General features: G+C 39.4%; 31 protein-coding genes. 27 read left to right on the forward strand and 4 right to left on the reverse strand.

Annotation, left to right across the window (positions count from 1 at the left end):
* Positions 1-104 precede the first annotated feature (104 nt).
* From J2Y67_RS13775 to sigK, 17 genes are all read left to right on the forward strand, one after another.
* Positions 105-785, forward strand: coding sequence for an O-methyltransferase (locus J2Y67_RS13775; protein ID WP_310174931.1), 681 nt, complete (start codon positions 105-107; stop codon positions 783-785).
* Positions 782-1,711: a peptidase U32 family protein gene (locus tag J2Y67_RS13780; protein WP_310174933.1), complete on the forward strand. Its 930-nt coding sequence runs from the start codon at positions 782-784 to the stop codon at positions 1,709-1,711. The genes J2Y67_RS13775 and J2Y67_RS13780 overlap by 4 nt, the downstream gene beginning before the upstream one ends.
* Before the next feature lie 17 nt (positions 1,712-1,728).
* Complete coding sequence (locus tag J2Y67_RS13785) at positions 1,729-3,000, forward strand: peptidase U32 family protein (RefSeq protein ID WP_310174935.1); 1,272 nt, start codon at positions 1,729-1,731, stop codon at positions 2,998-3,000.
* A gap of 1 nt (position 3,001) precedes the next feature.
* A complete protein-coding gene (gene udk, locus J2Y67_RS13790; protein WP_310174937.1) occupies positions 3,002-3,634 on the forward strand; it encodes a uridine kinase in 633 nt (210 codons plus the stop codon).
* A 167-nt stretch (positions 3,635-3,801) separates the two neighbouring features.
* The gene (gene greA, locus J2Y67_RS13795) at positions 3,802-4,278 is read left to right on the forward strand and encodes a transcription elongation factor GreA (RefSeq protein ID WP_310174938.1); all 477 of its coding nucleotides are present in this window, start codon (positions 3,802-3,804) and stop codon (positions 4,276-4,278) included.
* Positions 4,279-4,341: 63 nt separating this feature from the next.
* Positions 4,342-6,102: a peptidoglycan D,D-transpeptidase FtsI family protein gene (locus J2Y67_RS13800; RefSeq protein WP_310174941.1), complete on the forward strand. Its 1,761-nt coding sequence runs from the start codon at positions 4,342-4,344 to the stop codon at positions 6,100-6,102.
* Between the two features lie 89 nt (positions 6,103-6,191).
* Entirely contained in the window at positions 6,192-6,857 is a 666-nt protein-coding gene (locus J2Y67_RS13805) for a YrrS family protein (protein WP_310174943.1), read from the forward strand.
* A gap of 124 nt (positions 6,858-6,981) precedes the next feature.
* Entirely contained in the window at positions 6,982-7,620 is a 639-nt protein-coding gene (locus J2Y67_RS13810) for a class I SAM-dependent methyltransferase (RefSeq protein WP_310174944.1), read from the forward strand.
* 13 nt (positions 7,621-7,633) lie between these two features.
* Positions 7,634-8,329, forward strand: a complete 696-nt coding sequence (gene mtnN / locus J2Y67_RS13815; RefSeq protein WP_310174946.1) for a 5'-methylthioadenosine/S-adenosylhomocysteine nucleosidase — start codon at positions 7,634-7,636, stop codon at positions 8,327-8,329.
* Between the two features lie 20 nt (positions 8,330-8,349).
* A complete protein-coding gene (locus J2Y67_RS13820) occupies positions 8,350-9,273 on the forward strand; it encodes a PLP-dependent cysteine synthase family protein (RefSeq protein ID WP_310174948.1) in 924 nt (307 codons plus the stop codon).
* Position 9,274: 1 nt separating this feature from the next.
* Positions 9,275-10,408 (forward strand): bifunctional cystathionine gamma-lyase/homocysteine desulfhydrase, encoded by a 1,134-nt coding sequence (locus tag J2Y67_RS13825; RefSeq protein WP_310174950.1) that lies wholly within the window; start codon positions 9,275-9,277, stop codon positions 10,406-10,408.
* Positions 10,409-10,535: 127 nt separating this feature from the next.
* Positions 10,536-10,793, forward strand: coding sequence for a YrhC family protein (locus tag J2Y67_RS13830; RefSeq protein WP_310174952.1), 258 nt, complete (start codon positions 10,536-10,538; stop codon positions 10,791-10,793).
* A gap of 135 nt (positions 10,794-10,928) precedes the next feature.
* Positions 10,929-11,201, forward strand: a complete 273-nt coding sequence (locus J2Y67_RS13835) for a hypothetical protein (RefSeq protein ID WP_310174954.1) — start codon at positions 10,929-10,931, stop codon at positions 11,199-11,201.
* A gap of 170 nt (positions 11,202-11,371) precedes the next feature.
* On the forward strand, positions 11,372-11,512 hold the full coding sequence (locus J2Y67_RS13840; protein WP_310174955.1) for a hypothetical protein: 141 nt from the start codon (positions 11,372-11,374) through the stop codon (positions 11,510-11,512).
* Between the two features lie 597 nt (positions 11,513-12,109).
* The gene (locus J2Y67_RS13845; protein WP_310174957.1) at positions 12,110-12,247 is read left to right on the forward strand and encodes a hypothetical protein; all 138 of its coding nucleotides are present in this window, start codon (positions 12,110-12,112) and stop codon (positions 12,245-12,247) included.
* A gap of 201 nt (positions 12,248-12,448) precedes the next feature.
* Positions 12,449-12,589, forward strand: coding sequence for a YrzI family small protein (locus J2Y67_RS13850; protein ID WP_310174958.1), 141 nt, complete (start codon positions 12,449-12,451; stop codon positions 12,587-12,589).
* A gap of 673 nt (positions 12,590-13,262) precedes the next feature.
* Complete coding sequence (gene sigK / locus J2Y67_RS13855) at positions 13,263-13,979, forward strand: RNA polymerase sporulation sigma factor SigK (RefSeq protein WP_026572373.1); 717 nt, start codon at positions 13,263-13,265, stop codon at positions 13,977-13,979.
* A 206-nt stretch (positions 13,980-14,185) separates the two neighbouring features.
* Here sigK and J2Y67_RS13860 read toward each other — a convergent pair whose 3' ends face one another.
* Positions 14,186-15,160, reverse strand: a complete 975-nt coding sequence (locus J2Y67_RS13860; protein ID WP_310174960.1) for a F510_1955 family glycosylhydrolase — start codon at positions 15,158-15,160, stop codon at positions 14,186-14,188.
* Positions 15,161-15,343: 183 nt separating this feature from the next.
* Between J2Y67_RS13860 and J2Y67_RS13865 the strand changes: the two genes are divergently transcribed.
* Positions 15,344-17,143: a M3 family oligoendopeptidase gene (locus tag J2Y67_RS13865; RefSeq protein ID WP_310174962.1), complete on the forward strand. Its 1,800-nt coding sequence runs from the start codon at positions 15,344-15,346 to the stop codon at positions 17,141-17,143.
* 44 nt (positions 17,144-17,187) lie between these two features.
* Here the strand turns inward: J2Y67_RS13865 and pssA are convergent, their stop codons facing one another.
* Positions 17,188-17,727 carry a CDP-diacylglycerol--serine O-phosphatidyltransferase gene (gene pssA, locus J2Y67_RS13870; protein WP_310174964.1) on the reverse strand — a complete coding sequence of 180 codons (540 nt, stop codon included), beginning with the start codon at positions 17,725-17,727 and terminating at the stop codon, positions 17,188-17,190.
* Positions 17,728-17,855: 128 nt separating this feature from the next.
* Here pssA and J2Y67_RS13875 point away from each other — a divergent pair, with 128 nt between their 5' ends.
* Positions 17,856-18,638, forward strand: a complete 783-nt coding sequence (locus J2Y67_RS13875) for a phosphatidylserine decarboxylase (protein WP_310174966.1) — start codon at positions 17,856-17,858, stop codon at positions 18,636-18,638.
* Between the two features lie 79 nt (positions 18,639-18,717).
* Here the strand turns inward: J2Y67_RS13875 and J2Y67_RS13880 are convergent, their stop codons facing one another.
* The gene (locus tag J2Y67_RS13880; protein WP_310174968.1) at positions 18,718-18,858 is read right to left on the reverse strand and encodes a sporulation histidine kinase inhibitor Sda; all 141 of its coding nucleotides are present in this window, start codon (positions 18,856-18,858) and stop codon (positions 18,718-18,720) included.
* 382 nt (positions 18,859-19,240) lie between these two features.
* On the opposite strand from J2Y67_RS13880, the gene J2Y67_RS13885 reads away from it, so the two are divergent.
* The 8 genes from J2Y67_RS13885 to J2Y67_RS13920 are packed head-to-tail and all read left to right on the forward strand — an operon-like array spanning position 19,241 to position 24,257.
* Entirely contained in the window at positions 19,241-19,756 is a 516-nt protein-coding gene (locus J2Y67_RS13885) for a YqeG family HAD IIIA-type phosphatase (protein WP_310174970.1), read from the forward strand.
* 3 nt (positions 19,757-19,759) lie between these two features.
* The gene (yqeH, locus tag J2Y67_RS13890) at positions 19,760-20,866 is read left to right on the forward strand and encodes a ribosome biogenesis GTPase YqeH (RefSeq protein ID WP_310174972.1); all 1,107 of its coding nucleotides are present in this window, start codon (positions 19,760-19,762) and stop codon (positions 20,864-20,866) included.
* 21 nt (positions 20,867-20,887) lie between these two features.
* On the forward strand, positions 20,888-21,736 hold the full coding sequence (aroE, locus tag J2Y67_RS13895) for a shikimate dehydrogenase (RefSeq protein ID WP_310174974.1): 849 nt from the start codon (positions 20,888-20,890) through the stop codon (positions 21,734-21,736).
* On the forward strand, positions 21,723-22,013 hold the full coding sequence (gene yhbY / locus J2Y67_RS13900; protein WP_310174975.1) for a ribosome assembly RNA-binding protein YhbY: 291 nt from the start codon (positions 21,723-21,725) through the stop codon (positions 22,011-22,013). The genes aroE and yhbY overlap by 14 nt, the downstream gene beginning before the upstream one ends.
* A gap of 21 nt (positions 22,014-22,034) precedes the next feature.
* Positions 22,035-22,607 carry a nicotinate-nucleotide adenylyltransferase gene (locus J2Y67_RS13905; protein WP_310174977.1) on the forward strand — a complete coding sequence of 191 codons (573 nt, stop codon included), beginning with the start codon at positions 22,035-22,037 and terminating at the stop codon, positions 22,605-22,607.
* Positions 22,594-23,160, forward strand: a complete 567-nt coding sequence (gene yqeK, locus J2Y67_RS13910; protein ID WP_310174979.1) for a bis(5'-nucleosyl)-tetraphosphatase (symmetrical) YqeK — start codon at positions 22,594-22,596, stop codon at positions 23,158-23,160. The genes J2Y67_RS13905 and yqeK overlap by 14 nt, the downstream gene beginning before the upstream one ends.
* Before the next feature lie 3 nt (positions 23,161-23,163).
* Entirely contained in the window at positions 23,164-23,520 is a 357-nt protein-coding gene (rsfS, locus tag J2Y67_RS13915; protein WP_310174981.1) for a ribosome silencing factor, read from the forward strand.
* Positions 23,517-24,257 (forward strand): class I SAM-dependent DNA methyltransferase, encoded by a 741-nt coding sequence (locus J2Y67_RS13920; RefSeq protein WP_310174983.1) that lies wholly within the window; start codon positions 23,517-23,519, stop codon positions 24,255-24,257. The genes rsfS and J2Y67_RS13920 overlap by 4 nt, the downstream gene beginning before the upstream one ends.
* 66 nt (positions 24,258-24,323) lie before the next feature.
* On the opposite strand, the gene comER is transcribed toward J2Y67_RS13920, so the two are convergent.
* A complete protein-coding gene (comER, locus tag J2Y67_RS13925; RefSeq protein WP_310174985.1) occupies positions 24,324-25,148 on the reverse strand; it encodes a late competence protein ComER in 825 nt (274 codons plus the stop codon).
* Positions 25,149-25,168 lie beyond the last annotated feature (20 nt).

A 25,168-nucleotide genomic window follows, 5' to 3' on the forward strand; every position in this document is an offset into this window, starting at 1 on the left:
GAATTAGCTTTTCCCCTCGTTTTATGATAAAATAATTCAAGTGTTTTAATAAAGCAACCCATAGCGTTTCCGTGAACGCTATTTTTTCATGTCTAAAGAGATGCATGCTTTTTAAAGAAATAGAGGTGAGTAGCTTGCAAAATGAAAAGCTACATTCTTATATAGAAAATTTAATTCCGGACCGCAACCTATTGCTACAGGAAATGGAGGATTTTGCAAAAAACCACCATGTTCCGATTATGGAACTCGCAGGAATTGAAACAATGCTTCAACTTCTTAGGTTACAGGATTCCAAAAAAATCCTCGAGATCGGCACTGCAATTGGTTACTCGGCACTGCGTATGGTTAATGCCCTGCCAGAGGCGAAAATAGTTACAATTGAACGAGATGAAGAGCGCTATGCAATAGCAGAAGCATATATCAGCCGCTCCGGAAAAAGTGAGCAGATTTTACTTATTAAAGGTGATGCGCTTGAGGTAGAAGGTCTTGTCGCTGGACATGCTCCTTTTGATGCCATATTTATTGATGCGGCGAAAGGTCAATATAAAAGGTTTTTTGAACTTTATTCAAAATTCCTTAGTCCCAATGGAATGATTATTACCGATAATGTTCTGTTTAAAGGACTAGTGTGTGAACCGGAAATTGAATCGAAACGAACAAGAAATCTTGTAAAGAAAATAGATGATTTTAATCGCTGGCTCATGTCCCATCCTGACTATGATACAGTAATACTCCCAGTTGGTGATGGTGTGGCCATTAGCAAAAGAAGAGGTGAAAAAGAATGAAAAAACCGGAAATTTTAGTGACTCCTTTGTCAGTAGAAGATATTCTCCCGTTTGCAGAAGCCGGTGCAGATGCATTTGTAGTTGGAGAACAACGATACGGTCTGCGGTTAGCTGGTGAATTTAACCGCGAACAGGTCCAAAAGGCGATTGAAGTTGCCCATTCTCAAGGAAAAAAAGTTTATGTTGCCATGAATGCTATTTTTCATAATGAAAAAGTGGATGAATTAAATGATTATATCCGTTTTGCTGAAGAGGCAAATGCTGATGCGATTATTTTCGGTGACCCTGCTGTATTAATGGCAGCTCGGGAAACTGCTCCAAATATGAAATTACATTGGAGCACAGAGACAACCGGAACGAACTGGTATACATGTAATTATTGGGGGAGAAAGGGCGCAAAACGGGCCGTTCTCGCCCGTGAAATTAATATGGATGCGATTGTTGAAATCAAAGAAAAAGCGGAAGTGGAAATTGAAGTTCTCGTTCATGGAATGAGCTGCATGTTCCAATCGAAGCGTTCTTTACTTGGTAACTATTATGAGTATCAAGGAGAAGTCATGGAGATTGAAAATCGTAAAATGCAAAAGAACATGTTCTTACATGACAAAGAACGAGGCAACAAATATCCGATTTTCGAAGATGAAAACGGTACGCATATTATGAGTCCAAATGATATTTGTATCATTGATGAATTGCAGGATATGTTAGAGGCTGGTGTCGATTCCTTTAAAATTGACGGAATCCTAAAAAGTTCTGAATATATCCTAGCTGTGACAAAAGCCTATCGGGAAGCTATTGATTTATATTTTAAAGATGAAGAGCATTACGAAGATAAAAAAGAAGAGTTATTAGCGGCTATTGAAGAAATTCAACCTTCTGATCGTCCTTTAGATACAGGGTTCTTTTTCAAAGAAACGGTTTATTAAAAGGAGGGAAATAGAACATGAGTATTGTAAAAGATAAAATATCAGAGATTGTTGATGGCAAGCGTGTCATTGTTAAAAAGCCGGAACTGCTTGCTCCTGCAGGAAATCTTGAAAAATTAAAAATCGCTGTTCAATATGGTGCTGACGCTGTATTTATCGGTGGTCAGGAATACGGTCTCCGCTCAAATGCTGATAACTTTACATTTGAGGAAATGAAAGAGGGCGTAGAATTTGCTAAAAAATATGACGCGAAAATATATGTAACCACTAATATTTACGCTCACAACGAAAATATAGATGGATTAGAAGAATATTTAATGGGCTTAAAAGAAGCTGGTGTTGCCGGAATTATCGTCGCAGACCCCCTGATTATTGAAACCTGCAAAAGAGTGGCGCCTGGCATCGAGATCCATCTAAGTACCCAGCAATCTCTTTCCAACTGGAAAGCCGTCCAATTTTGGAAGGAAGAAGGTTTGGAGCGCGTTGTATTGGCACGCGAAACAAGTGCCGAAGAAATTAAAGAAATGAAAGAAAAAGTGGATATCGAAATTGAAACCTTTATTCACGGCGCCATGTGTATCGCCTATTCAGGACGTTGTACGTTAAGTAACCATATGACGGCACGGGATTCCAACCGCGGCGGCTGCTGCCAATCATGCCGCTGGGATTATGATTTATATCAGCTCGAAGGCGGACAAACGGAAATTCCGCAATTTGCTGAAAATGATTCACCATTTGCGATGAGTCCGAAAGATCTCAATTTAATCCAATCTATCCCTCAAATGATTGAGCTAGGAATTGACAGCTTAAAAATTGAGGGACGGATGAAATCAATTCACTATATTGCAACGGTGGTAAGTGTGTATCGAAAAGTCATTGATGCGTACTGTGCCGATCCTGAGAATTTCGTCATCAAGCGGGAATGGTTAGAAGAGCTTGATAAATGTGCAAACCGTGAAACAGCACCGGCATTTTTTGAAGGCGTTCCAGGGTATAAAGAGCAAATGTTTGGTAATCATAGCAAGAAGACAACGTTTGATTTTGTCGGTCTTGTATTGGATTATAATGAGGAAACGCAAATGGTTACCCTCCAGCAGCGTAACCATTTTAAACCAGGAGACGAAGTCGAATTCTTCGGTCCGGAAATTCAAAACTTTACGCATGTTATTGATAAAATATGGGATGAAAAAGGTCAAGAATTGGATGCTGCAAGACATCCGCTTCAAATTGTACAATTCAAATTGGACAAACCGGTTTACCCTAACAACATGATGCGAAAGGAGAACTAAGATGCGCAAACCGGTTGTTATTGGTGTAACCGGCGGCTCCGGCTCCGGAAAAACCAGTGTAACAAAAGCCATTTACGAGAGCTTTCAAGGGCATTCCATCCTTATGCTAGAGCAAGACTATTACTATAAGGATCAAAGTAACCTTCCTTTTGAAGAACGGCTGAAAACGAACTATGATCATCCGTTAGCCTTTGATAATGATTTGCTGATTGACCATATTGAAAAACTTTTACGCTATGAACCAATTGATAAGCCAGTTTATGATTATTCGCTTCATACTCGTTCAGATGAGGTCATTCCAGTCGAACCAAAGGATGTTATTATCTTGGAAGGGATCTTGGTTCTCGAGGATGAACGTCTCCGTAATTTAATGGATATGAAACTCTATGTGGACACCGATGCCGACTTAAGAATTATCCGCAGAATGCAGCGTGATATTAAAGAACGCGGCCGGACACTGGATTCGGTCATTGATCAATATGTGAACGTGGTCAGGCCCATGCACAATCAATTTATCGAACCAACTAAACGTTATGCGGATGTTATAATCCCTGAAGGCGGACATAATCATGTAGCAATCGATTTAATGGTCACAAAAATTCAAACAATTCTTGAACAAAAGTCATTTTTATGAAACAATAGCTAAGAATAGCCTAATTGATTCCAATTTGGAAAAATAATATTGCGGCGCGCCCTGATAAAAGGACGCGCTCCTATGCATTTATAAAAGATGCATACAACCTACATATATTTTAAACACAATCTTTTGGGGGATTGTGATACTAGAAGGAGTGAGAAGTTTTGGCAGGAGAAAAAGTATTTCCAATGACACAGGCAGGTAAAGAAAAACTCGAACAGGAGCTCGAATACCTAAAATCCGTTAAACGGAAAGAGGTTGTGGAGCGAATTAAAATTGCCAGAAGTTTTGGCGATTTATCTGAAAACTCCGAGTATGATTCAGCGAAAGAAGAGCAAGCATTCGTTGAAGGCCGTATTACCACATTAGAAAATATGATCCGCAATGCAAAGATTATTGAAGAAGGCGAAACGGCAAGTGATTCCGTAACCTTAGGGAGATCGGTAACATTTATTGAACTTCCCGATGGTGAAGAAGAAACTTATACGATTGTAGGCAGCGCCGAGGCAGATCCTTTTGAAGGGAAAATCTCAAATGATTCTCCGATTGCGAAAAGTCTTTTAGGAAAAAAAGTTGGAGATGAAGTATCTGTGCAAACTCCAGGCGGCGATATGAGCGTCAGAATTATCACCATTAAATAATTAAATTGGATAAATTGTTTGAAATTTCCAAACCTCGTCAAAACTTTTGACGAGGTGTTTTTTATGTGGAGAAGACGGGCAAAAAGTTGGCTGTTCATCTGTATTTTCTGTTTAACGTTTTTATTATTCCGCCTTATGCAGATTCAATTATTGGATACTGAGTCATTTTCCAAGCATCACATCAATTTGCTTGAGGAAAGTGTTAAACAAAGAACTCAAGAATTAGTGATTGACAATGGCAGAGGGGATTTTCTTGACCGGAATGGGAAAATGCTGACCCATAAAAGGGAATCTGTTCTTGTTCTTTTTCCTTTTTTGAAAAAAATGGTTTGGGATGTAAAAATGGTTTCCTCGATTTCCGGTATTCCGCAAGAATCTCTTCAACAGGCAATTGAAACAGCGAAAAAACCATTTGCCTATGGGAATCCGGAACCGGTTGAATTAACCCATTCACAGGTGGATAGAATCAATGCACTAGACATACCAGGTGTTTTTGCCATTGATAAAAAGTTTGAAAGGGCAACTGTTCCCGCAGAGCAATTAATTGGTCTTACAGGTGAGAATCCAAAGGTGCTCATGGAGCGTTATCCTACAAAGGATCTTACGAGGGAAACCTTAATCGGGGTGTCCGGCTTAGAGAAGAGCTTTGATGAATTTTTGCTTCCTGAAGGAAAATCCAAGCTTGTTTATCATGTTGACGGAGATGGTGCTCCATTATTCGGGATTAATGTAAAGTATGTGGATCCAGCCAATCCGTTTTATCCCGTTAACGTAAGAACCACCATTGATAAAACGATCCAGCAAAAAGCAGAAAAATTAGTGGATCAATATCAAATTAAAAAGGGCGGTCTCGTGCTTTTAGATATAAAGGATAGCAGTATTCTAGCTATGGTTTCTCGTCCAAATGTAAATAAACAAGACCCATACAGTGGTTCAGGAGTCACCAATCGTATGCTAAAGCAGCAAATAATGGGCTCCGTTTTTAAAACAGTGGTGGCAGCAGCTGCCATTGACCATAATCTTGATAATCCGGCAAGGTTATTTAATTGCAGCAAGAAAATTAATGGTGAACCTGAGTTGAAATATGATTATGGAGAATTGAATTTTTCAGACAGCTTTGCCAGAAGCTGTAATCGTACATTCGGTGAACTTGCAAAAGAAATACAGAAAATGGATTCAACTCTTTTAGAGCAATACGCTGCGAAATTATCTTTATTAGGTCAAGTTGGCTGGACGGGGGATATCTACCATACGAATGATTTTAAACAGCTGGCTGAAGAAGAGAACGGCAGGGTATTTCTATCTGATGCGGCTAGAAAGGACCCTAACTATGCTGCGATGTCCGGCATTGGCCAGCATGAAGTAAGAGCCACTCCCCTAGCTGTCGCCAATATGATGGCAACCATTGCAAGGGGCGGTCAAAAAGAAATGGTCAGGGCGGCGTCTAAGATTCAATATAAAAATGGGACAACCATGGTGAATTTTCCTCTGCAAGATTTGCCGGGGCATACGATTTCCCCCTATACCGCCATGAAGCTGCAAAAATTGTTAAGGGGCGTTGTTCAAAATCCGAACGGTACGGGAAAATGGTTTCAGGACCTTCCCTATGAGGTTGCAGGGAAATCAGGTACGGCTGAAACGGGAAAATTTCAGGACGGAAAGCAGCTTCATAATAAATGGTTTGCCGGCTATTTTCCTTATGAGAGCCCCAAATATGCTCTTGTTGCTGTAAATTTAGATGTGTTTGACAATGAGGGAGGGGTTAACTTACTATTTGCCGACATGGTCAAAATGCTGTATGCACACGATCATGGGGGTGAATAGTACTTTTCGATTGGTTTAAGGGATATCTCTTCAAGTTCAAGGCAAATCATGTTAGAATGTTGACAGCTTTATTTTTAGGAGGGATCAACTTGAATAACGATTACGAGTCACGTTCGGGATACCGTGCTAAACGAAAAAAGACGAATCTTATTTTAAATAGTTTGATTGTTATTGTAATCGTCTTAATTGTTTTTGTTGCTATCAAAATCTTTGCATCAGGTGGTGACAGTGCATCACCGAAAAAAGATGTTCAACATACAGCTGAAAAACAAACGGAACAAAAAAAGGATCAAACGGAAGCGGCTAAGGAAACAAGCACAACTACTGAAAATGATACAGGTTCGTCTGATACCTCAACAGACGGTACAACGGTTGAAAATCAACAAAGCGGCGATACTTCTACAGATGGTTCGGATGATTCACAAACAGAGGCTACAGATGACGGTAGTACAACAAATGATGAAAAAACGACTGAAAACAAAGATGGGAAACCAGTCGGAACTACGCAAACAGGGGAGCATACTCCTGTCTATGACACAAGCTCAAAGGACTGGCAGGAAATGCTTAATGCGATTTCCTCTGCAACCGGTTTGGACCAGAGTAACATGATCGTTTGGCATCTCGGCAGGGACCAAAGTAAGCAGAATGCATCCGTAGGAACGGTATCTTCAAAAGACAAAAAGCAAAATTATACGGTTTATATTGAATGGGTGGACGGCCAAGGCTGGAAACCGACAAAAGTCGAAACAAACTAAAGGGTGGGGCTGAACGGCTCCATCCCTTTTTATTGTGTAAAATAAAATATTATGTTAACATAGCTTTGTCCAAACCATAGTATACTTATAGGAATTATAAGTTAACAACAGGAGCGTGGGAAATATGGGGAGAGAATTTTTAGATTTATTCGAGCAATGGGCAGAATCGTATGATGAAACGGTCATTGGCCGTGATCAAGAATATAAAGAAGTATTTTCGGGTTATGAGGAAATATTAGCGCTGGTTGCTTCCCATTCTTATGGACATGTGGTAGAGTTTGGCGTTGGAACCGGTAATTTAACCAATAATCTTTTAGCAAATGGCTTAAGGGTAACCGGAATTGAGCCTTCTCCTTCAATGAGACAAATTGCTGAGGGAAAACTTATGGGTAAGGCGGTCATTCTTGATGGCGATTTTCTGCAGTTTCCGGAAATAAAAAACATTGATTCATTTGTCAGTACCTATGCCTTTCATCACCTGACAGACGATGAAAAAGCAGATGCAATTGAAAAATATAGCAAGCTTCTTTCAAAAGGTGGTAAAATAGTGTTCGCGGATACGATGTATGAATCCGAGGAAGATTATAATAATGCAATAAAAAAAGCAAAAAGCGAAGGCTTTCATAACCTGGCAAACGATCTAGAAACTGAATACTATACAACAATTCCTGTGTTAAAAAATATATTGGAAAATAACGGATTTAGTGTTTCATTTAAAAAGTGTAACGAGTTTGTTTGGTTAATGGAAGGAGTAAAACGCTAGAAAGAGGGTAAAAATGAAAATCGCAATCATTGGAGCAATGGAAGAAGAAGTAACCTTACTAAGGGACAATATTGATGGAAGAAGTCAAGAAACAGTGGCAGGCTGTGAATTTACTTTCGGGCAAATGCATGGAGCAGATGTGATTTTGCTGCGTTCCGGAATTGGAAAAGTAAATGCGGCTATGTCCACGACCATTCTCCTTGAAAAATATAAGCCTGATTATATTATCAATACAGGGTCAGCTGGGGGATTTAATCCGTCGCTTAATGTTGGGGATGCAGTGATTTCAACCGAAGTTCGTCATCATGATGTGGATGTAACTGCATTTGGCTATGAGTATGGGCAAGTACCTCAGCTCCCTGCAGCATTTGCAGCGGATCAAAAGTTAATGGAAGTGGCAGAAAAGGCCGCAAAAGAGCTTGAAAATTTTCAAATTGTAAAAGGCTTAATTGCCACAGGAGATTCTTTCATGGAAGACCCAGCACGGGTTGATTTTGTCCGATCTAAATTTAATGATTTACAAGCTGTTGAAATGGAAGCTGCTGCAATCGCCCAAGTAGCTCATCGATTTGGTGTTCCATTTGTTATCATCCGTTCCCTTTCAGATATTGCAGGAAAAGAATCAGAAGTTTCATTCGACCAGTTTATTGATCAGGCAGCACGTCATTCGGCCACTTTAGTAATGAAGATGGTAGCAGCATTAAGATAGACTTAGAAAGCGGTGGAAAAATGAATATTTACAAAAATGTTCATGAATTAATTGGTCATACACCGATGGTAGAAATTACGCAGTTTCCATTACCAGAGGGTGTTCGTTTATTTGCGAAGTTGGAGTTCATGAATCCTGGCGGCAGTGTAAAGGACCGGCTCGGTATTGAATTATTAAACGAGGCCTTTGCAAGTGGAAAAATCCATGAAGGCAGCACCGTCATTGAACCAACTGCAGGAAATACGGGGATTGGTCTGGCACTTGCCGCTATCAATAAAGGCGTCCAGGTCCTACTGTGTGTTCCGGAAAAATTCAGCATTGAAAAACAGGAGTTAATGAAGGCACTTGGTGCAAAAATTGTTCACACTCCGACGGAAAAAGGAATGAAGGGGGCTATTGCCAGAGCGGAGGAACTTCTAAAAGAAATTTCGAATTCTTATTGTCCGCAGCAATTCGGTAATCCGGCAAACCCCGAGACGTATTATAAAACGCTCGGTCCGGAAATTTGGGAGCAGCTGGATGGCCAGGTGGATGTATTTATAGCTGGAGCAGGAACTGGCGGGACTTTCATGGGAACGGCCCGGTTTTTAAAAGACCAGAAAAAAGAAATAAAAACGGTCATTGTTGAACCGGAGGGGTCGATTTTAAATGGCGGTGAATCGGGTCCGCATAAAACAGAGGGAATTGGAATGGAGTTCCTTCCGGGGTATATGGATCCGACTTATTTTGATTCGATTCATACCGTTTCAGATGACGATTCTTTTGCCCTTGTGAAAGAGTTAGCAGCAAAAGAAGGTCTTCTTGTGGGGAGCTCTTCAGGTGCGGCATTTTATGCGGCCTTAAAAGAAGGAGAAACAGCAAAGCCGGGGACAAATATTGTCGTTATCTTCCCTGATGGCAGTGAACGATACTTGAGTAAAAAGATTTTTGAAGGGGGAATTTGAGTTGAAGAGGAAAACAAAATTAATTCATGGCGGCATTAGTGAGGATCCGGCAACAGGTGCAGTATCGTTTCCGATTTATCAAGTAAGTACGTATAAACAGGAGGGTGTAGGAGGGCATAAAGGCTTTGAGTACTCTCGAACCGGGAATCCAACTAGACATGCGCTTGAGGAGCTAATTAAAGATATCGAGAGTGGGAAAGCTGGCTTTGCCTTTGGTTCCGGAATGGCGGCGATTACTGCCGTTTTCATGCTGTTTAACAGTGGAGATCATGTCATTTTAACGGATGATGTATATGGCGGCACCTTCCGGGTAATGACCAAGGTCTTAAACCGTGTTGGAATAGATTCCACTTTTGTTGATACAAGTAATTTAGATAATATTAAAAAAGAAATTAGACCAAATACAAAAGCCATTTACTTAGAAACACCAACCAATCCGCTATTAAAGGTAACGGATATCGAGGCAGCTGCAAAGCTGGCAAAAGAACATAATCTGTTAACGATTGTTGATAATACCTTCTCAACACCATATTGGCAAAACCCGCTTGAGCTTGGAGCGGATATTGTACTTCATAGTGCTACTAAATATATTGGTGGTCACAGTGATGTAGTTGCAGGCTTAGTGGTTGTGAATGATGACCAGCTTGCGCAAGATCTCCATTTTGTTCAAAATTCGACCGGAGGGATTTTGGGACCTCAAGATTCCTGGCTGTTGATTAGAGGAATTAAAACTTTAGGAATACGTATGGAAGAAACAGAAGCGAATACAAAGGCAATTGTTGAATTTCTACAGTCACACCCTAATGTAAAAAAGGTATATTATCCGGGGCTTGAAACCCATCCAAATCATGCCATTGCAAAAAAGCAAGCTCGCGGTTTTGGCGGTATGGTTTCATTTGATGTTGGCAGTGCGGAAAATGCCGATAAATTATTAAGCAAGGTAAAATACTTTACACTAGCGGAAAGTCTCGGTGCAGTAGAAAGTTTAATTTCTGTACCTGCTAGAATGACGCACGCATCGATACCAGCTGAACGTCGGGCAGAATTAGGAATCGTAGATGGGTTAGTCCGCATTTCCGTTGGGCTTGAGGATGTTGAAGATTTAATTGATGATTTAACACAAGCATTACAATAATCTTTTGGCCCGGTTCAGGAGCAGCCGGGCTTTTCAGTGCGTATTTTTCTAAAATTTACATCCTCCCGTATCACTAATTATGTGATAAAGTAGGTTAGTAGATTTTAAGAAAAGCAGGTGAACAGCATTGAAAACACAATCAAAAAATCTTTATGAAAAGATGGTTGATTTTAAACGTTTTGCCATTGTCTTGTTAGCTGTCGGTGTCTTTTTTTACCTTGGTGTAATCATTCCGTCCGGATCAAAAGATCCAATGGATGTAAATATTATGATGCTTGTATCGGCAAGTTTTTTAGCCGTTTCGATTCTATTTTTTTCTAAGTCTAAATTGTGCAAAATAAAGTTATTGGAAATGGAAGACAACCATGAACATTTCTCAAATTAATAAGCTTTCCTAAAAGTGACGCTCAGATTGTCGAGAAAGATTATTTTTCTCGGCAATCTTCCATTTGTCTATCTAAAATACCGATCTTTATTAAAAGATTGCCCATGCTAATGGGCCTGTTGATTTCCGCTCCAGGTGCGTGCGGTTCGCGGGCGTGCCGGGGAGCTTCGTACCTTCCGCTCCAATCAACAGGGAGCGAATCAACCTAAAGAATTGCAACACACCTTTTCCAATCTGACTAAGTGTGTTGCAATTTTTTTATATTTTGGCAGTCATTGCCCGAACGAGCCGGTTTTCTCGTTAAAAGGGAAAAGAAAAGTGGTTTCATTGCCCGAACAAGCCGGTTTTCCTGTTAAAAGGGAAAAGAAAAGTAGTTTCATTGCCCGAACGAGCCGGTTTTCTCGTTAAAAGGGAAAAGAAAAGTGGTTTCATTGCCCGAACAAGCCGTTTTTCCCGTTAAAAGGGAAAAGAAAAGTGGTTTCATTGCCCGAACGAGCCGATTTTCCCGTTAAAAGGGAAAAGAAAAGTGGTTTCATTGCCCGAACGAGCCGGTTTTCTCGTTAAAAGGGAAAAGAAAAGTGGTTTCATTGCCCGAACGATCTGGTTTTCTCGTTAAAAGGGAAAAGAAAAGTGGTTTCATTGCCCGAACGATCTGGTTTTCCGTTAAAAGGGAAAAGAAAAGTGGTTTCATTGCCCGAATGAGCTGGAATGCCCGTTAAAAGGGAAAAGAAAAGTGGTTTCATTGCCCGAACGAGCCGGTTTTCCCGTTAAAAGGGAAAAGAAAAGTGGTTTCATTGCCCGAACAAGCCGGTTTTCCCGTTAAAAGGGAAAAGAAAAGTGGTTTCATTGCCCGAACGATCTGGTTTTCCCGTTAAAAGGGAAAAGAAAAGTGGTTTCATTGCCCGAACAAGCCGGTTTTCCTGTTAAAAGGGAAAAGAAAAGTGGTTTCATTGCCCGAACAAGCCGGTTTTCCCGTTAAAAGGGAAAAGAAAAGTGGTTTCATTGCCCGAACGAGCCGATTTTCCCGTTAAAAGGGAAAAGAAAAGTGGTTTCATTGCCTGAACAAGCCGGTTTTCCTGTTAAAAGGGAAAAGAAAAGTGGTTTCATTGCCCGAACAAGCCGGTTTTCCTGTTAAAAGGGAAAAGAAAAGTAGTCCGAAGTACCGCTCAAAAAAATCGCAACCTTATTATAATAAATTAACGCGGTGAATTGTTAAAGAAAGTTTTTCGACAGCCTGAGCGTTTCCCAATAGGGGCGCTTATTTTTGTGCCCATTTTTAAAATAATTCCTGAAAAAGGTTTACAAAATAATGCGTTGTGGATATAATTACCGTAGTTAGTAAAAAAATCCAAAGGGGGTCGGATCAAATGATGATGATGATGTTAATTTCAAAAGCAGCGAAAATTGAAAATCTAAATAATGTGCATTCGACCAGACTGGAATGGATTGCTTAACTAATTATTCACAATACATATCCATGCCGCAGGGAGAATGACGCCTTGCGGTATTTTTGTGCCTAAAATTAGCTGGTACTTAAAAAGCCGCAGAAGGAGTTGCTTCTTGCGGCCTTTTTGTGCCCTTTTTACTCTCCATCTGGATATGGACTGCATATTGTGTAGAGGTTGTGAAAACTTCTCTAAAGGAGGTGAAACCAAATGACCCTGAATATTTTATTCCTTTCGATTACCATTAAAAAACGCCGGATTAGTGTTGAAGAAGCATTGCATCAAGAAATGGTAGAGAAGCTTTACGAGGAAAATAAAGATCGTCAAATTTCTATGCATTATTGGATGTAAGTATCAAAAATTCGCTAAAAAAGAAAGGTGGTTTTAAATATGATTTATTTCATTCAAGGAAGAGAAGCTAGTTTATGGGTTATGAAAGATACCACCTAACGAAGGTTAAATAGGAGGTTATTAAAATGCCGTTGCATATTGTTTTCTTATCACTTTTTCTAAAGGTTAAGAAAAAGAAGCCCTCATAAAATCTTGTTTATCCTATGCTTTGGATTGTTAACAAAATGTTCACATCCTTTGAAGATAGATACTGTGAAAATATGATAAATTCTAATTAGACATAACAGAATCATTCTTAAAGGGGTGGGGAATATGTTGTTTATTGTTGCACTTTCTCTTGTAGTTACAGGGGCAATTGGCTGTTATATCGCTGCAGAGGTATCAGCATAATTATTAAGCACAAGCATCAACCGTTTCAATGGTTGGTGCTTTTTTAATTCAACTTCGAGAATTGTCCAGCTCCAGCGCCTAGCCCCTCGAGGTTGCTTCGGCCCTGCCGATGAAGTCAAAGAACGACTTCACTGTCAGGGCCTCCAGCACTTGTCGGGGCTGAACAAGGCGCTTCCGCATTTCTTTTAGTAAATAAAAAATAATGGACAGACACAATCTCCCTGTTTTCTACATAGGAATTAGTTATAGGCTCTAGTCTAATATGGCTCGGGGGTGGATGTGTGTGTCTGGAATCTTTACGGCTCTCGGTTATTTAGTTAAGGAATTTCTCTTTCTTGTTTCGTATGTAAAAAATAATGCCTTTCCACAGCCTTTATCTGCGGCTGAGGAAAGAAAATATCTTCGTTTAATGGCAGAAGGGGATTCACATGCACGCAATATGCTGATTGAACACAATTTGCGTCTTGTCGCCCATATCGTCAAAAAATTTGAAAATACCGGTGAGGATTCAGAGGATTTAATTTCAATAGGCACCATTGGGTTAATTAAAGCAATCGAGAGCTATTCTGAAGGAAAAGGAACAAAGCTTGCCACTTATGCCGCAAGATGTATTGAAAATGAAATACTCATGCATTTAAGGGCTCTTAAGAAAACGAAAAAGGATGTTTCCCTTCATGACCCGATTGGGCAGGATAAAGAAGGAAATGAAATCTCTCTCATTGATGTTCTCAAATCAGAGTCAGAGGATGTAATCGACACGATTCAATTGAACATGGAGCTAGAGAAAATCAGAAAATACATTGATGTGCTCGATGATCGGGAAAAAGAAGTCATCATCGGACGCTTTGGGCTTGATTTGCAAAAAGAAAAAACCCAGCGGGAAATTGCCAAAGAACTTGGAATCTCAAGAAGCTATGTCTCAAGAATTGAAAAACGCGCACTTATGAAAATGTTCCATGAATTTTACCGTGCGGAAAAAGAGCGAAAGAAAAATCGTTAAGATAAGAAAAGCGTAAGCGCCTTGGTCAGCCCCGACAAGAGCTGGAGGGCCTGAAGGTGAAGTCGTTTTTTGACTTCATCGGCAGGACCGAAGCGACCTAGGAAAAAAGCAGTTCATTTTTTCCCTAGAGGGGCTAGGCGCTGGAGCTGGACAATTCTCAGAGCAATTTATAAATTCTTATGGTTAAATAAAAAATGGAGCGGGAATTAATCCTGCTCCATTTTTCCGCTCTTTAAGAGAATCTTCCAATTATTTCCGCCATCCGTTGTTTCATAAACACCATTCTTATAGGTTGAAAAAGCAATTTGCCTCTTGTCTTTTGGATTAACGGCTAAATAAGTAATCGGATTGTCGTAATCCAAGAAAGGAATATTCCAATTTTTCTGGCTGCCCGTTTTAGGGTTGATTGTTTTTAAAAGGATGCTGCCATTTTCAACACTTGAGTATAAAAGCTCATCCCCGATAAAGGTAAGGGCTGTTACCATCACTGGGTTTGTAATCAGCTTCATCGTATTTCCGTTGTCCTGTGAGTAATAAATACCTGATCTTGTTGACATCGCCATGAAATCCCCATTCACAGGGTGGACGGCTATCATGCCAAGGGAATCGGCATTAAAATTTTTGAATTCACTTTTTTTCCAGGTCTTTCCGTTATCTTTTGAATAATTAACACCAGGAGCCAATTTGTCGTTTTGTTCTTCATTAATAACATAAATGCCATTTCCTGAAAAACTTGCGGCCATAAAATGAAAATCCATTTGACCGTAAAAAGCCAATTGATCAATTGTTTTCCCTTTATCAATACTTTGAACTAACCCAAGCGGATTCTTTAAATCCGTTCCTTTTTGAGGATGACCGCTTGCTAAAAATCCCTTTTCGATTGCTTGAAATCCCATATAATCATGGAGATTAGAGGTAGTTTCAAACCATTTTGAATCCTTATACATTTTCAGACCATCATGGGCGGCAAGATAAAGGGCATGGTCATCATTACCTGGATAACCAATCCCGTGGATATGGTCTAATTTCAGAGTTTTTGCTTCAATCATCTTATATTGAATGTTGGTTTTAGAACTTTTTGCTTTTTCTTGCGGCTTCTGGTTTTGATTTTTATTTGAGCAGCCTGCTGCCACCATCACCATTCCTAATAAAATAGTAAAAATAATCTTTTGAATCTTCACTTTTTCTCCTCCTGAACGAACAAAAAATTCATACTCCTCCATGATTCATTGATGAATCCTTTTCCTTCCACTTATACCCCAGTCCCAGCAAAGTTGTCAAATTTCTAATTCCTTTTCCTTAAAATAGAATTATTTGAAAAATAAACATATAATAAATTTGTACAAGATAAAGGGGGCGTAACATTGACAGCCATTACATATTCAGATGTTTGGAATCTTGCGGCGATATTTAAAGGGGGAAGTGATTCTCCTGAATTTGCAAATCACCTACAAAAAACAGAGGAATTCATTCAGCTTTTTCAAACAAAGGTCAATCAGTGGGTACCCCAAAATCAAATAGAGGATAAAGTCGTCTTACATGAGTTATTAGTAGATTTTGAGACCGCTGCCAAGAAGCTGCGTCAGGCAGGAGCATTTGTTGGCTGCCTTCAAGCACAAAACACGGAGGACCGTAAGGCAAACCAGCTTGATTCGAAAGTAACGAGTTTAAGTGCTTCTTTTCAGACGGCACTTACAGGCTTTGACAACCTGTTAACCTCAATTGAGGATTCGATTTGGATACAACTGCTAAAGGATGAGTCATTGAAGGAACTTTCATTTGTATTAAACGAACGCCGTGAACGGGCGAAGGATAAATTATCTAAGGAAGAAGAGGCATTAATCAATGCACTCGGGGTGGATGGCTATCATAGCTGGGGGCAGCTATATGACTTAATTGTAGGGAAAATGAAAATTCCATTTACGGAAAATGGTGAAGAAAAACTGTTATCCGTCGGTCAGGCATCTAATAAATTTTCAAACCCCAACCGGGAGATTCGTGCTGAAGTATTTAAAAATTGGGAGCATGCTTGGGGTGAGCAGGCAGACTTTTTAGCCAAAACCTTGAATCACCTCTCCGGTTTCCGTTTAAGTGTTTACAAAAAAAGAGGTTGGGACGATGTTCTTAAGGAACCGCTTAGCATCAGCCGCATGGAAAAAGCAACCCTTGAAACCATGTGGACAGTAATAACGGAGAGTAAAGATCTGCTCGTTCAATATTTAAACCGAAAAGCAAAGCTGTTAGGCTTAGAAAAGCTTAGCTGGTATGATTTAGATGCCCCTTATGGCAAGGCAGGGTCGAAGGTTTCCTACCAGGAAGGTGCGGAATTTATTCAACAGCAGTTTTCTCTTTTTGGCGAAAAACTGTCGGCATTTGCCCAAAAAGCTTTTGAAGAACAATGGATTGAAGGAGAGGATCGTCCAGGGAAAGCACCAGGTGGTTTCTGTACCTTTTTTCCGGAAAGTAATCAATCGCGGATTTTCATGACCTACTCCGGAACTCCATCCAATATTTCCACCCTTGCACATGAGCTGGGGCATGGCTTCCATTCGTTTGCGATGAAAGGCGTCCATTATTTAAACCGTAATTATGCGATGAATGTCGCGGAAACAGCCTCTACCTTTGCTGAGATGATTGTCGCGGATGCAGCCGTAAAAAATGCAAAAGATGAAGAAGAAAGGCTTATTCTTCTTGATGATAAAATTCAAAGAACGGTTGCCCTATTAATGAATATCCACGCAAGGTTCCTGTTTGAAACAAGTTTTTATGAAGAAAGAAAACAGGGTCCTGTTGCAACTGCAAGGTTAAATGAGCTGATGCTCTCAGCGCAAAAAGAGGCGTATTGCCATGCATTGGATGAATACCATCCGTTATTCTGGGCTTCAAAGCTCCATTTCTTTATTACCGGTGTACCTTTTTATAACTTCCCGTATACTTTTGGATATCTATTCTCATTGGGGATTTATGCAAAGGCTCTTGCAGAAGGAAAAGGATACGAGGAAAAATACATTGCCTTATTAAGGGATACCGCTTCCATGACCGTAGAAGATCTGGCAGAGAAACATTTACAGGTTGATTTGTCTCAAAAAGATTTCTGGAAACAGGCAGTAAAACCATGCTTAGATGATATTGAGGAATTCCTTGAATTAACGAAAGATAAGTAATGGAAAAGCCCGGCAGAGATGATTGCCGGGCTTTGTTGATTAAATTATACCTTTTTTAGTTTAAAGGAACTGACCATTAGAAATGATAAAATAATGATAATGAATAAGAAGGTTTGCGGCGGCAGATAGGGAATAGCAAGAAAGCTAAGGGTGACTAAACAGCCTGCTGCTGTAATCGGCAAGCCTATGAAATAGCCATTGCTTTCGGTAATGTTAAAACGTGCTAATCGGAAAGCACCGCATCCAATGTAAAAAACCGTGAAAAAAGAACCGGGACCACCGAAATCATGTAAGATTCCTTGATACAATAATAGTGCCGGAGCGACTCCGAATGATATAATATCACTCATGGAATCCAATTGTTTACCCAGTTCTGATTCAATGTTAAATTTTCGTGCAATCATTCCATCAAATCGGTCGGCTAATGCTGCAATAAATATTAATAGCAAGCTTAATCTTAAGTTTCCATGAATTCCTAAAACAATTGCAAAGCCGCCTAATGAAAGGTTTGTTAAGGTGATAACATTCGCTGTTTGGGTTTTTAGTTTTTTTATTGTTTGATCAAAAACGTCCAATAAAAACATTTCCGCTCACTCCTTTTTAACAAGCCGGAAGGGAATCAAATAACTGGGTGTTTATTCTATAATATTTAATATTAAGGGTTTTATGACTAATCGTAAAGAGTATTTTTACACTATTTGGGGGTAATTCAATGCTACAGCCTTTATATCGGCTATTGATCGAATTAACAAATGGAAGGTGGACATCAGTCCTGTTAAAGCGGTTTGCCCGTTCTCGAATCAGCCGTATTGCTGTTCCTTCCTTTGCAAGGGTTTATCAATTAAATCAAGAAGATATCGAAAACTCTTTTCGGGATTTTCCAACTCTTCATGACCTTTTTATTCGGAAGCTCCGGAAAGAGGCGAGACCGGTGGATATAAGTTCAAACGCGGTTGTAAGCCCGGTGGATGCCGTGATTGAAGATATCGGACCCATTAAAGAGACAAGTGAAATTGTTGTGAAGGGTAAAATTTATTCAATTGAAGAAATGCTGGGCGATCGTTCTGTGTTAACAAAGTATTTAAATGGAAAGTACATCATTCTATATCTGAGTCCAAGTCATTATCATCGGATTCATAGTCCTGTTGATGGTACCATAACAAAACAATGGACGTTAGGAAGAAAATCTTACCCGGTGAACAAATGGGGACTTAAATATGGTGTAAGAACACTTGCTAAAAACTACCGGATGATCACGGAGCTTAAAACCCAATATGGACACGCTGCTGTTGTAAAAGTAGGGGCAATGTTTGTTAATTCAATTGAAACCACTCACAAAGGGAGTCAATTGAAGAAAGGTGAAGAAATGGCTTATTTTAGTTTTGGCTCAACGGTAGTTTTATTATTTGAAAAGGGGATGTTTGAAATAGATTCCTCTATCCATCCGCCAAAAGAAATCAAGGTTGGAGAAAAAATAGGAACCATCAGTAAATGAACTTGCAATTTACGGCACTTAAAAGTGCCGTTTTAAAATGCAAAGAAAAAAGCCCGAAAACGGGCATATTCAAAATTTGTTAAGAAGAAATTCTAATTTTATTTAAAAGGGAGCGCCGGTGAATTTCCGTTTCAATGAGGCAAATAAAATCATCACTTAAATTTAATTCTCTGGCTTTAAAATAGGATTCAATCAGTAATTCATCTGAAAGTTTACGCATGGCAGAATTCACCTCCAATTAATTGTTCTAAAAAGATCAAAACAATCATATAATGTAGATTCGTTTGGTGTACCCTAAATCTACCAAATTTATTTAGTTAGAACAACCGTTCTAGTTATCCACATTCATGGGTGGATAACTTGTGATTAATTTGTTTATAAATTTTCAAAATCTGGATAATTCAATGGGTATAATGTTAATAATGTTATCCACAATAGCTCAGAAACGAGGATTTTGTCGAAAAATATTTTTAAATAAATAATATACTTTGAAACAAAGGGTAAAATTGGTTATGATGATACAAGGAAAAGCGGAAGTATCTTGAGCAGATGCTTCCGCTGGACAATTCTCTAAGTTTCTAATTTAATGAGGTGTAAGCTTAGTGTTAAAGCAATTTTTACCGGATGAGCATGTGAAAAGCATTCTAGACATAAATCCAAAAGAATTAAAAAAACGAGGGATCAAGGGAATTATTACGGATTTAGATAATACTCTTGTCGAGTGGGATCGTCCCAATGCCACCCCTCAATTAATTTCTTGGTTTGACGAAATGAAAAAATATAATATTCTAGTCACGATTGTTTCAAATAATAATGAAGACCGTGTAAAGGCGTTTTCTGACCCATTAAAAATTCCTTTTATATTCCGGGCGCGTAAGCCGATGGGACCGGCTTTTCAGAAGGCGATTTCCCAAATGGGCATTAAAAAAGAAGAAACAGTCGTGATTGGGGATCAGTTATTAACAGATGTACTAGGTGGGAATCGGAGCGGATTATATACCATCCTAGTTGTGCCTGTTGCGCAAACCGATGGTTTTTTTACAAAATTCAACCGTTTTGCCGAACGTAGAATTATGAATTGGTTTCGTAAAAGAGGCTTAATTCAATGGGAGGATTAATGTGTGAGTGAACAGCAAAATATTTGCATGGGCTGTGGTGTAAAGGTTCAGACAGAGAACCCAAGTGAAATAGGTTATGCACCAAAAGCTGCTTTAGATAAGGAAATTTTAATTTGCCAAAGATGCTTTCGGTTAAAGCATTATAATGAAGTGCAAGATGTCAGCTTGACTGATGATGACTTTTTAAAAATATTAAATGGACTTGGTAGTACAGATGCCCTGATTGTCATGCTGGTTGATATATTTGATTTTAATGGCAGCTGGCTTCCGGGTTTACACCGATTTGTCGGGAATAATAAGGTGTTACTTGTTGGAAATAAGGTGGATTTATTACCGAAGTCGGTCAAGCATCATAAATTAATCAATTGGATGAAACACGAATCACGAGAACTAGGCTTAAGACCGGAGGAAATTCTCCTCGTTAGTGCGGCCAAAGGGCAGTATATTAAAGAGGCAGCAGCCGTTATTGATGAAATGCGTGGCGGGAAGGATGTATATGTGGTCGGCTGTACGAATGTAGGAAAATCCACTTTTATAAATCGCATTATTAAAGAAGTGACTGGTGAAGAGGATGTCATTACGACCTCACATTTTCCGGGGACTACTTTGGATATTATTCAAATCCCACTTGATGATGGGAAATCATTAACTGACACACCTGGAATTATCAATCATCATCAAATGGCCCATTTTGTTGATAAACGTGATTTAAAAGTCATTACACCGAAAAAAGAAATCAAACCAAAGGTATTCCAATTAAATGAGGGACAAACTTTATTTTTTGGCGGGCTGGCAAGATTTGATTATATCAGCGGGGGTAGAAAATCATTTGTTTGTTACGTCTCCAATGAATTAAATATTCACCGAACGAAGACAGAAAACGCGGCTGACCTTTATCAAAATCATGTAGGGGAGATGCTGACTCCTCCGAGACAGGAGCAGTTAGATTCGTTTCCGGAGCTGGTCAAACAAGAATTTATGATTAAAGAAGGAAAAACAGATATTGTTTTTTCCGGACTCGGCTGGGTTACCGTGAACGAACCCGGTGTAACCGTAGTCGCATACGCACCAAAGGGAGTACAAACATTATTAAGGAAATCCTTAATATAAAAAAAGATTGGGGAGAAACAGGTGAAAAAGCTTTTTGCAGTGTTAGGAGATCCAATTGAGCACTCAATGTCCCCGGTCATGCATAATGACTTATTTTCTTTTTATAACATTGATGCGCATTATCTCCCTTTTCAAGTGAAACCGCAGAATTTAGGGGATGCTGTAACAGGGTTAAAGGCCATCGGTATTGGGGGATTTAATGTCACTGTACCGCATAAAAGTGCGATTATCCCTTTTTTGGATGAAGTGGATGAATTAGCTCTTCAGATTGGAGCCGTTAATACGGTTGTAAATGAAAATGGTAAGCTCATTGGCTATAATACAGATGGGCTGGGGTTTTTAAAAGGATTGGCTGATGATGGACTTTCTATAACTGAACGGAAGGTATTAATCATTGGAGCCGGCGGTGCAGCAAGGGCGATTTACTTTACGATTGCGAAAAATGGACCAAAGGCGGTGGATATAGCCAATCGGACGGTAGAAAAGGCTGCGAAATTAGTTGAGGAATGTCCATTTCAAATCTCATCAAAGGCGATTTCGTTAACCGAAGCAGCTGAACAAATGGGAGAATATGACTTAATCATTCAAACGACGATGAGCGGTATGTCTCCAAACCTTGATGAACAGCCATTAAGCCTGGAAAATATTCAACAGCAGGCACTTGTTTGTGATATAATATACAACCCGCTTGAAACAAAGCTTTTACAAGAAGCAAATCAAAAGAGTGCAAGGATTCAAAATGGAATAGAGATGTTTGTGTATCAGGGGGCACTTGCATTTGAAAAATGGACAGGTATTTTCCCTGACGTCAAAAGAATGAGAGAGAATGTTTTACAACAGCTGGGAGGCACATCATATGTTAACAGGTAAACAAAAAAGGTTTTTACGATCCAAAGCACACCACTTAGACCCCATTTTTCAAGTAGGTAAGGGTGGCGTGAATGAAAATATGATTAAACAAATTTCGGATGCCTTAGAGGCAAGGGAACTGTTTAAGGTTAGCATTTTGCAAAACTGTGATGAAGATAAAAACGTAGTGGCTGAGCAGCTTGCTGAAGGAACAGGGGCTGAAATTGTTCAAATTATCGGTCATACCATTGTCCTTTATAAGGAATCCGTCGAAAAAAAGCAAATTATACTACCATAACCAATTAGGGAGGCGGTTTTCATGAAGAAGGTTGGGATAATGGGAGGAACATTTGATCCACCGCATTACGGGCATCTTTTAATTGCAAATGAGGTCCTTTCCGCACTTCAGCTTGATGAGATTCGGTTTATGCCGAATCAAGAGCCTCCTCATAAAAAGAAAACACAATCAATTGATAATCATGATCGAATAAATATGCTGCATCTCGCCATTGAAGGGAACAGCGCTTTTAAAATTGAAACGATTGAACTTGAAAGAACAGGTCCTTCCTATACCATTGATACAATGAAAATTTTAAATTCCCGGGACCCTGACGATCAATTTTACTTTATAATTGGCGCTGATATGATTGAATACCTGCCGAAATGGAATAAAATAGACGAACTGATTAACCTTGTACAATTTGTGGGAGTGGAGAGACCCAACTATAGTCATCTGACAGAATACCCGATTCACTATGTTGATGTACCGGCTGTTGATGTTTCGTCAAGTATGATTCGAGATCGGCTCAAGAATGGAAGGACGATACGTTATTTATTGCCTGACTCGGTAATTCGTTATATTGAGGAGAAACAGTTATATGGAACGAAATGAAGCACTTAAAATTGTAAAGGAACAATTGACAGATCATCGTTATCAGCATACGCTTGGGGTTATGGAAACAGCGATTATCCTTGCCAAACAGGTTAGTGCGGATGAACAAAAAGCAGAGTTGGCTGCGATTTTTCATGATTATGCAAAATTTCGCCCGAAGGATGAAATGAAAGAAATTATTCGCACCCAGGGGTTTCCCCAGGATTTATTAGAATATAATGCGGAATTATGGCATGCGCCGGCAGGAGCTTATTTAGTGGAAAAGGAAGCAGGAATTACTGACACTGAAGTGCTAACAGCTATTCGCTATCATACCTCCGGCAGACCTGGAATGTCTTTACTTGAAAAGGTAATCTACTTAGCGGATTATATTGAACCAGGAAGACATTTTCCCGGTGTAGAAGAAGTAAGACAGATGGCAAAAGAAAATTTAGAAAAGGCTTTAATAAAATCGGTTCAAAACACCATTACTTTTTTAATGAAAAAAAATCAGCCGATTTACCCCGAAACGTTTCAAGCCTATAATGATCTTGTTAAAAAACTGGAGGATTGATGGATGAACAATCTAGAATTACTTAAAATTGCGGTTAAAGCTGCCGATGACAAAAGAGCGGAAGATATTATTGCCCTTAATATGAAAGGCATTTCTTTAATTGCTGACTATTTTATTATTTGCCACGGGAACTCTGATAAGCAAGTACAGGCCATTGCCAAAGAAATGAAGGAAAAGGCTGAGGAGCAGGGTTATGATGTAAGAAGAGTGGAAGGCTTTGACGAGGCAAGATGGATTTTGATTGATCTCGGTGATGTGGTTGCTCATGTTTTCCATCGGGAAGAACGCAGTTATTATAATCTGGAACGGTTGTGGGGAGACGCTCCGCATGAAGATGTTCTCAGTGAGTTAAATTCATGAGTTACGAACAATTTGCCTATTTGTATGATGAACTGATGAAGGATGCTCCGTATGATGAGTGGGTCAGATTTGTTAAGGATAGGCTAAAAGAAAACGGTGGAAACAGGATTCGTTTTCTTGATTTGGCGTGCGGGACAGGGGAACTGTCCATTCGGTTCGCCAAGGAGGGTTTTGATGTTACAGGAGTCGATTTATCCGAAGATATGCTCGCAGTGGCCCGGGCAAAATCAGAAGAACAGGGGATGTCCATTTCTTTTTATCAGCAGGATATGACCAAATTGGAAGGTCATGGCCAATTTGATATAATCGGCATCTTTTGCGACTCGCTTAATTACCTGAAAACGGAAGAGGATGTTATTCAAACCTTTTCTTCTGTGCATCAACATTTAAAACCAGGTGGATTATTCATTTTTGATGTTCATTCGATTTTTAAAATATCTCAAATTTTTATTAATCAAACCTTTGCATTAAATGATGAACATGTCTCCTATATATGGAATAGCTTTCCGGGCGAGTTTCCAAATAGTGTCGAGCATGACCTCAGCTTTTTTGTCTTAGATGAAAAAATAGGAATGTATGACCGATTTGATGAGCTTCACTTTCAACGGACCTATCCTATGGAAGACTATAAAAATTGGTTAATTCAAGCTGGTTTTGAAGGAATCAAAATATATGCCGATTTTGAAAATACAGCTCCGGGACCACAATCAGAAAGAATCTTTTTTGTGGTCAGGTAAAAAATAAAAGCCATCTTTTTTAAAAAAGATGGCTTTTTAAAGAGGATTTTGTCTTTTAATGGCGAATTAATGATTAAAGAACTGCAGACCGACCTTCTCAAGGTCCTCATCAAACTTTGTGTGTGTGGCTTGAAACACATGCTCGAAAATTTCTCCTATTTCGTTTTCCAACACCTTGATTCCCTCGCCTGTTATGCCGCCTTTTACACAAACTTTTTCTTGTAATGATGGTAATGTATAATGTCCCTGTTTAATTAGCTCTCCCAGCCCAACAATCATTTCACTCGCTAAAATGGTTGCCGTTTCTTCATCAATATCCGTTTCTTTTACAGCAGCTATGACAAAGCGTTGGAGTAAGTAGCTAAAAAACGCAGGACCACAGCTAACGATATCGGAGGCAACTCTTGTTACTTTTTCATCGATAAACACCGGAACAGAAATCTTTGCAAATAAATCCTCCACTTTTTTCTTCCAATCATTATTACAATGGACTCCATAGGTGATTAATGAAACTCCCGACAGCGCTCGATTGGTGATACTTGGAATCACTCGTGCTGCAGAACAAGTGACCTTCTGTTCGATTTGTACGGCACTAATAGGACTTGTAATCGAGATCACGCATTTTTCTTCATTTAAATAGGGATTGATTTCTTCGAGAATTTTGTACACATCCAGTGGCTTTACACAAATAAATATGAGATCGGATTCAGCCGCAACCTCTGCTGCATTGTTCCCAACCTTTAATTTTTTATATTTATCTTTAAGCTGCATCGCTTTTGATTTAGTTCTATTTGTAATCAACATTGAAGAAGGGGAAATGGCTTTTCCATCGATGAAAGCCTCCACCAAAATCCTCCCCATATTTCCGGTACCGATGAAACCTATATTCATTGTTCCGACCCTCCTTCGCA

Origin of the sequence: Neobacillus niacini (assembly GCF_031456445.1) — a bacterium.
Classification (GTDB): Bacteria; Bacillota; Bacilli; order Bacillales; family Cytobacillaceae; genus Neobacillus; species Neobacillus niacini_I.

What these genes read in the sequence shown, in the direction of transcription:
- J2Y67_RS13800 (WP_310174941.1), top strand. Translation starts at nt 4,342, where the DNA reads ATGTGGAGAAGACGGGCAAAAAGTTGGCTGTTCATCTGTATTTTCTGT.
- J2Y67_RS13775 (WP_310174931.1), top strand. Translation starts at nt 105, where the DNA reads ATGCTTTTTAAAGAAATAGAGGTGAGTAGCTTGCAAAATGAAAAGCTA.
- J2Y67_RS13905 (WP_310174977.1), top strand. Translation starts at nt 22,035, where the DNA reads ATGAAGAAGGTTGGGATAATGGGAGGAACATTTGATCCACCGCATTAC.
- J2Y67_RS13810 (WP_310174944.1), top strand. Translation starts at nt 6,982, where the DNA reads ATGGGGAGAGAATTTTTAGATTTATTCGAGCAATGGGCAGAATCGTAT.
- rsfS (WP_310174981.1), top strand. Translation starts at nt 23,164, where the DNA reads ATGAACAATCTAGAATTACTTAAAATTGCGGTTAAAGCTGCCGATGAC.
- pssA (WP_310174964.1), bottom strand. Translation starts at nt 17,727, where the DNA reads ATGTTTTTATTGGACGTTTTTGATCAAACAATAAAAAAACTAAAAACC.
- J2Y67_RS13785 (WP_310174935.1), top strand. Translation starts at nt 1,729, where the DNA reads ATGAGTATTGTAAAAGATAAAATATCAGAGATTGTTGATGGCAAGCGT.
- comER (WP_310174985.1), bottom strand. Translation starts at nt 25,148, where the DNA reads ATGAATATAGGTTTCATCGGTACCGGAAATATGGGGAGGATTTTGGTG.
- yhbY (WP_310174975.1), top strand. Translation starts at nt 21,723, where the DNA reads ATGTTAACAGGTAAACAAAAAAGGTTTTTACGATCCAAAGCACACCAC.
- udk (WP_310174937.1), top strand. Translation starts at nt 3,002, where the DNA reads ATGCGCAAACCGGTTGTTATTGGTGTAACCGGCGGCTCCGGCTCCGGA.
- J2Y67_RS13850 (WP_310174958.1), top strand. Translation starts at nt 12,449, where the DNA reads ATGACCCTGAATATTTTATTCCTTTCGATTACCATTAAAAAACGCCGG.
- mtnN (WP_310174946.1), top strand. Translation starts at nt 7,634, where the DNA reads ATGAAAATCGCAATCATTGGAGCAATGGAAGAAGAAGTAACCTTACTA.
- J2Y67_RS13820 (WP_310174948.1), top strand. Translation starts at nt 8,350, where the DNA reads ATGAATATTTACAAAAATGTTCATGAATTAATTGGTCATACACCGATG.
- J2Y67_RS13920 (WP_310174983.1), top strand. Translation starts at nt 23,517, where the DNA reads ATGAGTTACGAACAATTTGCCTATTTGTATGATGAACTGATGAAGGAT.
- J2Y67_RS13780 (WP_310174933.1), top strand. Translation starts at nt 782, where the DNA reads ATGAAAAAACCGGAAATTTTAGTGACTCCTTTGTCAGTAGAAGATATT.
- yqeK (WP_310174979.1), top strand. Translation starts at nt 22,594, where the DNA reads ATGGAACGAAATGAAGCACTTAAAATTGTAAAGGAACAATTGACAGAT.
- J2Y67_RS13880 (WP_310174968.1), bottom strand. Translation starts at nt 18,858, where the DNA reads ATGCGTAAACTTTCAGATGAATTACTGATTGAATCCTATTTTAAAGCC.
- J2Y67_RS13875 (WP_310174966.1), top strand. Translation starts at nt 17,856, where the DNA reads ATGCTACAGCCTTTATATCGGCTATTGATCGAATTAACAAATGGAAGG.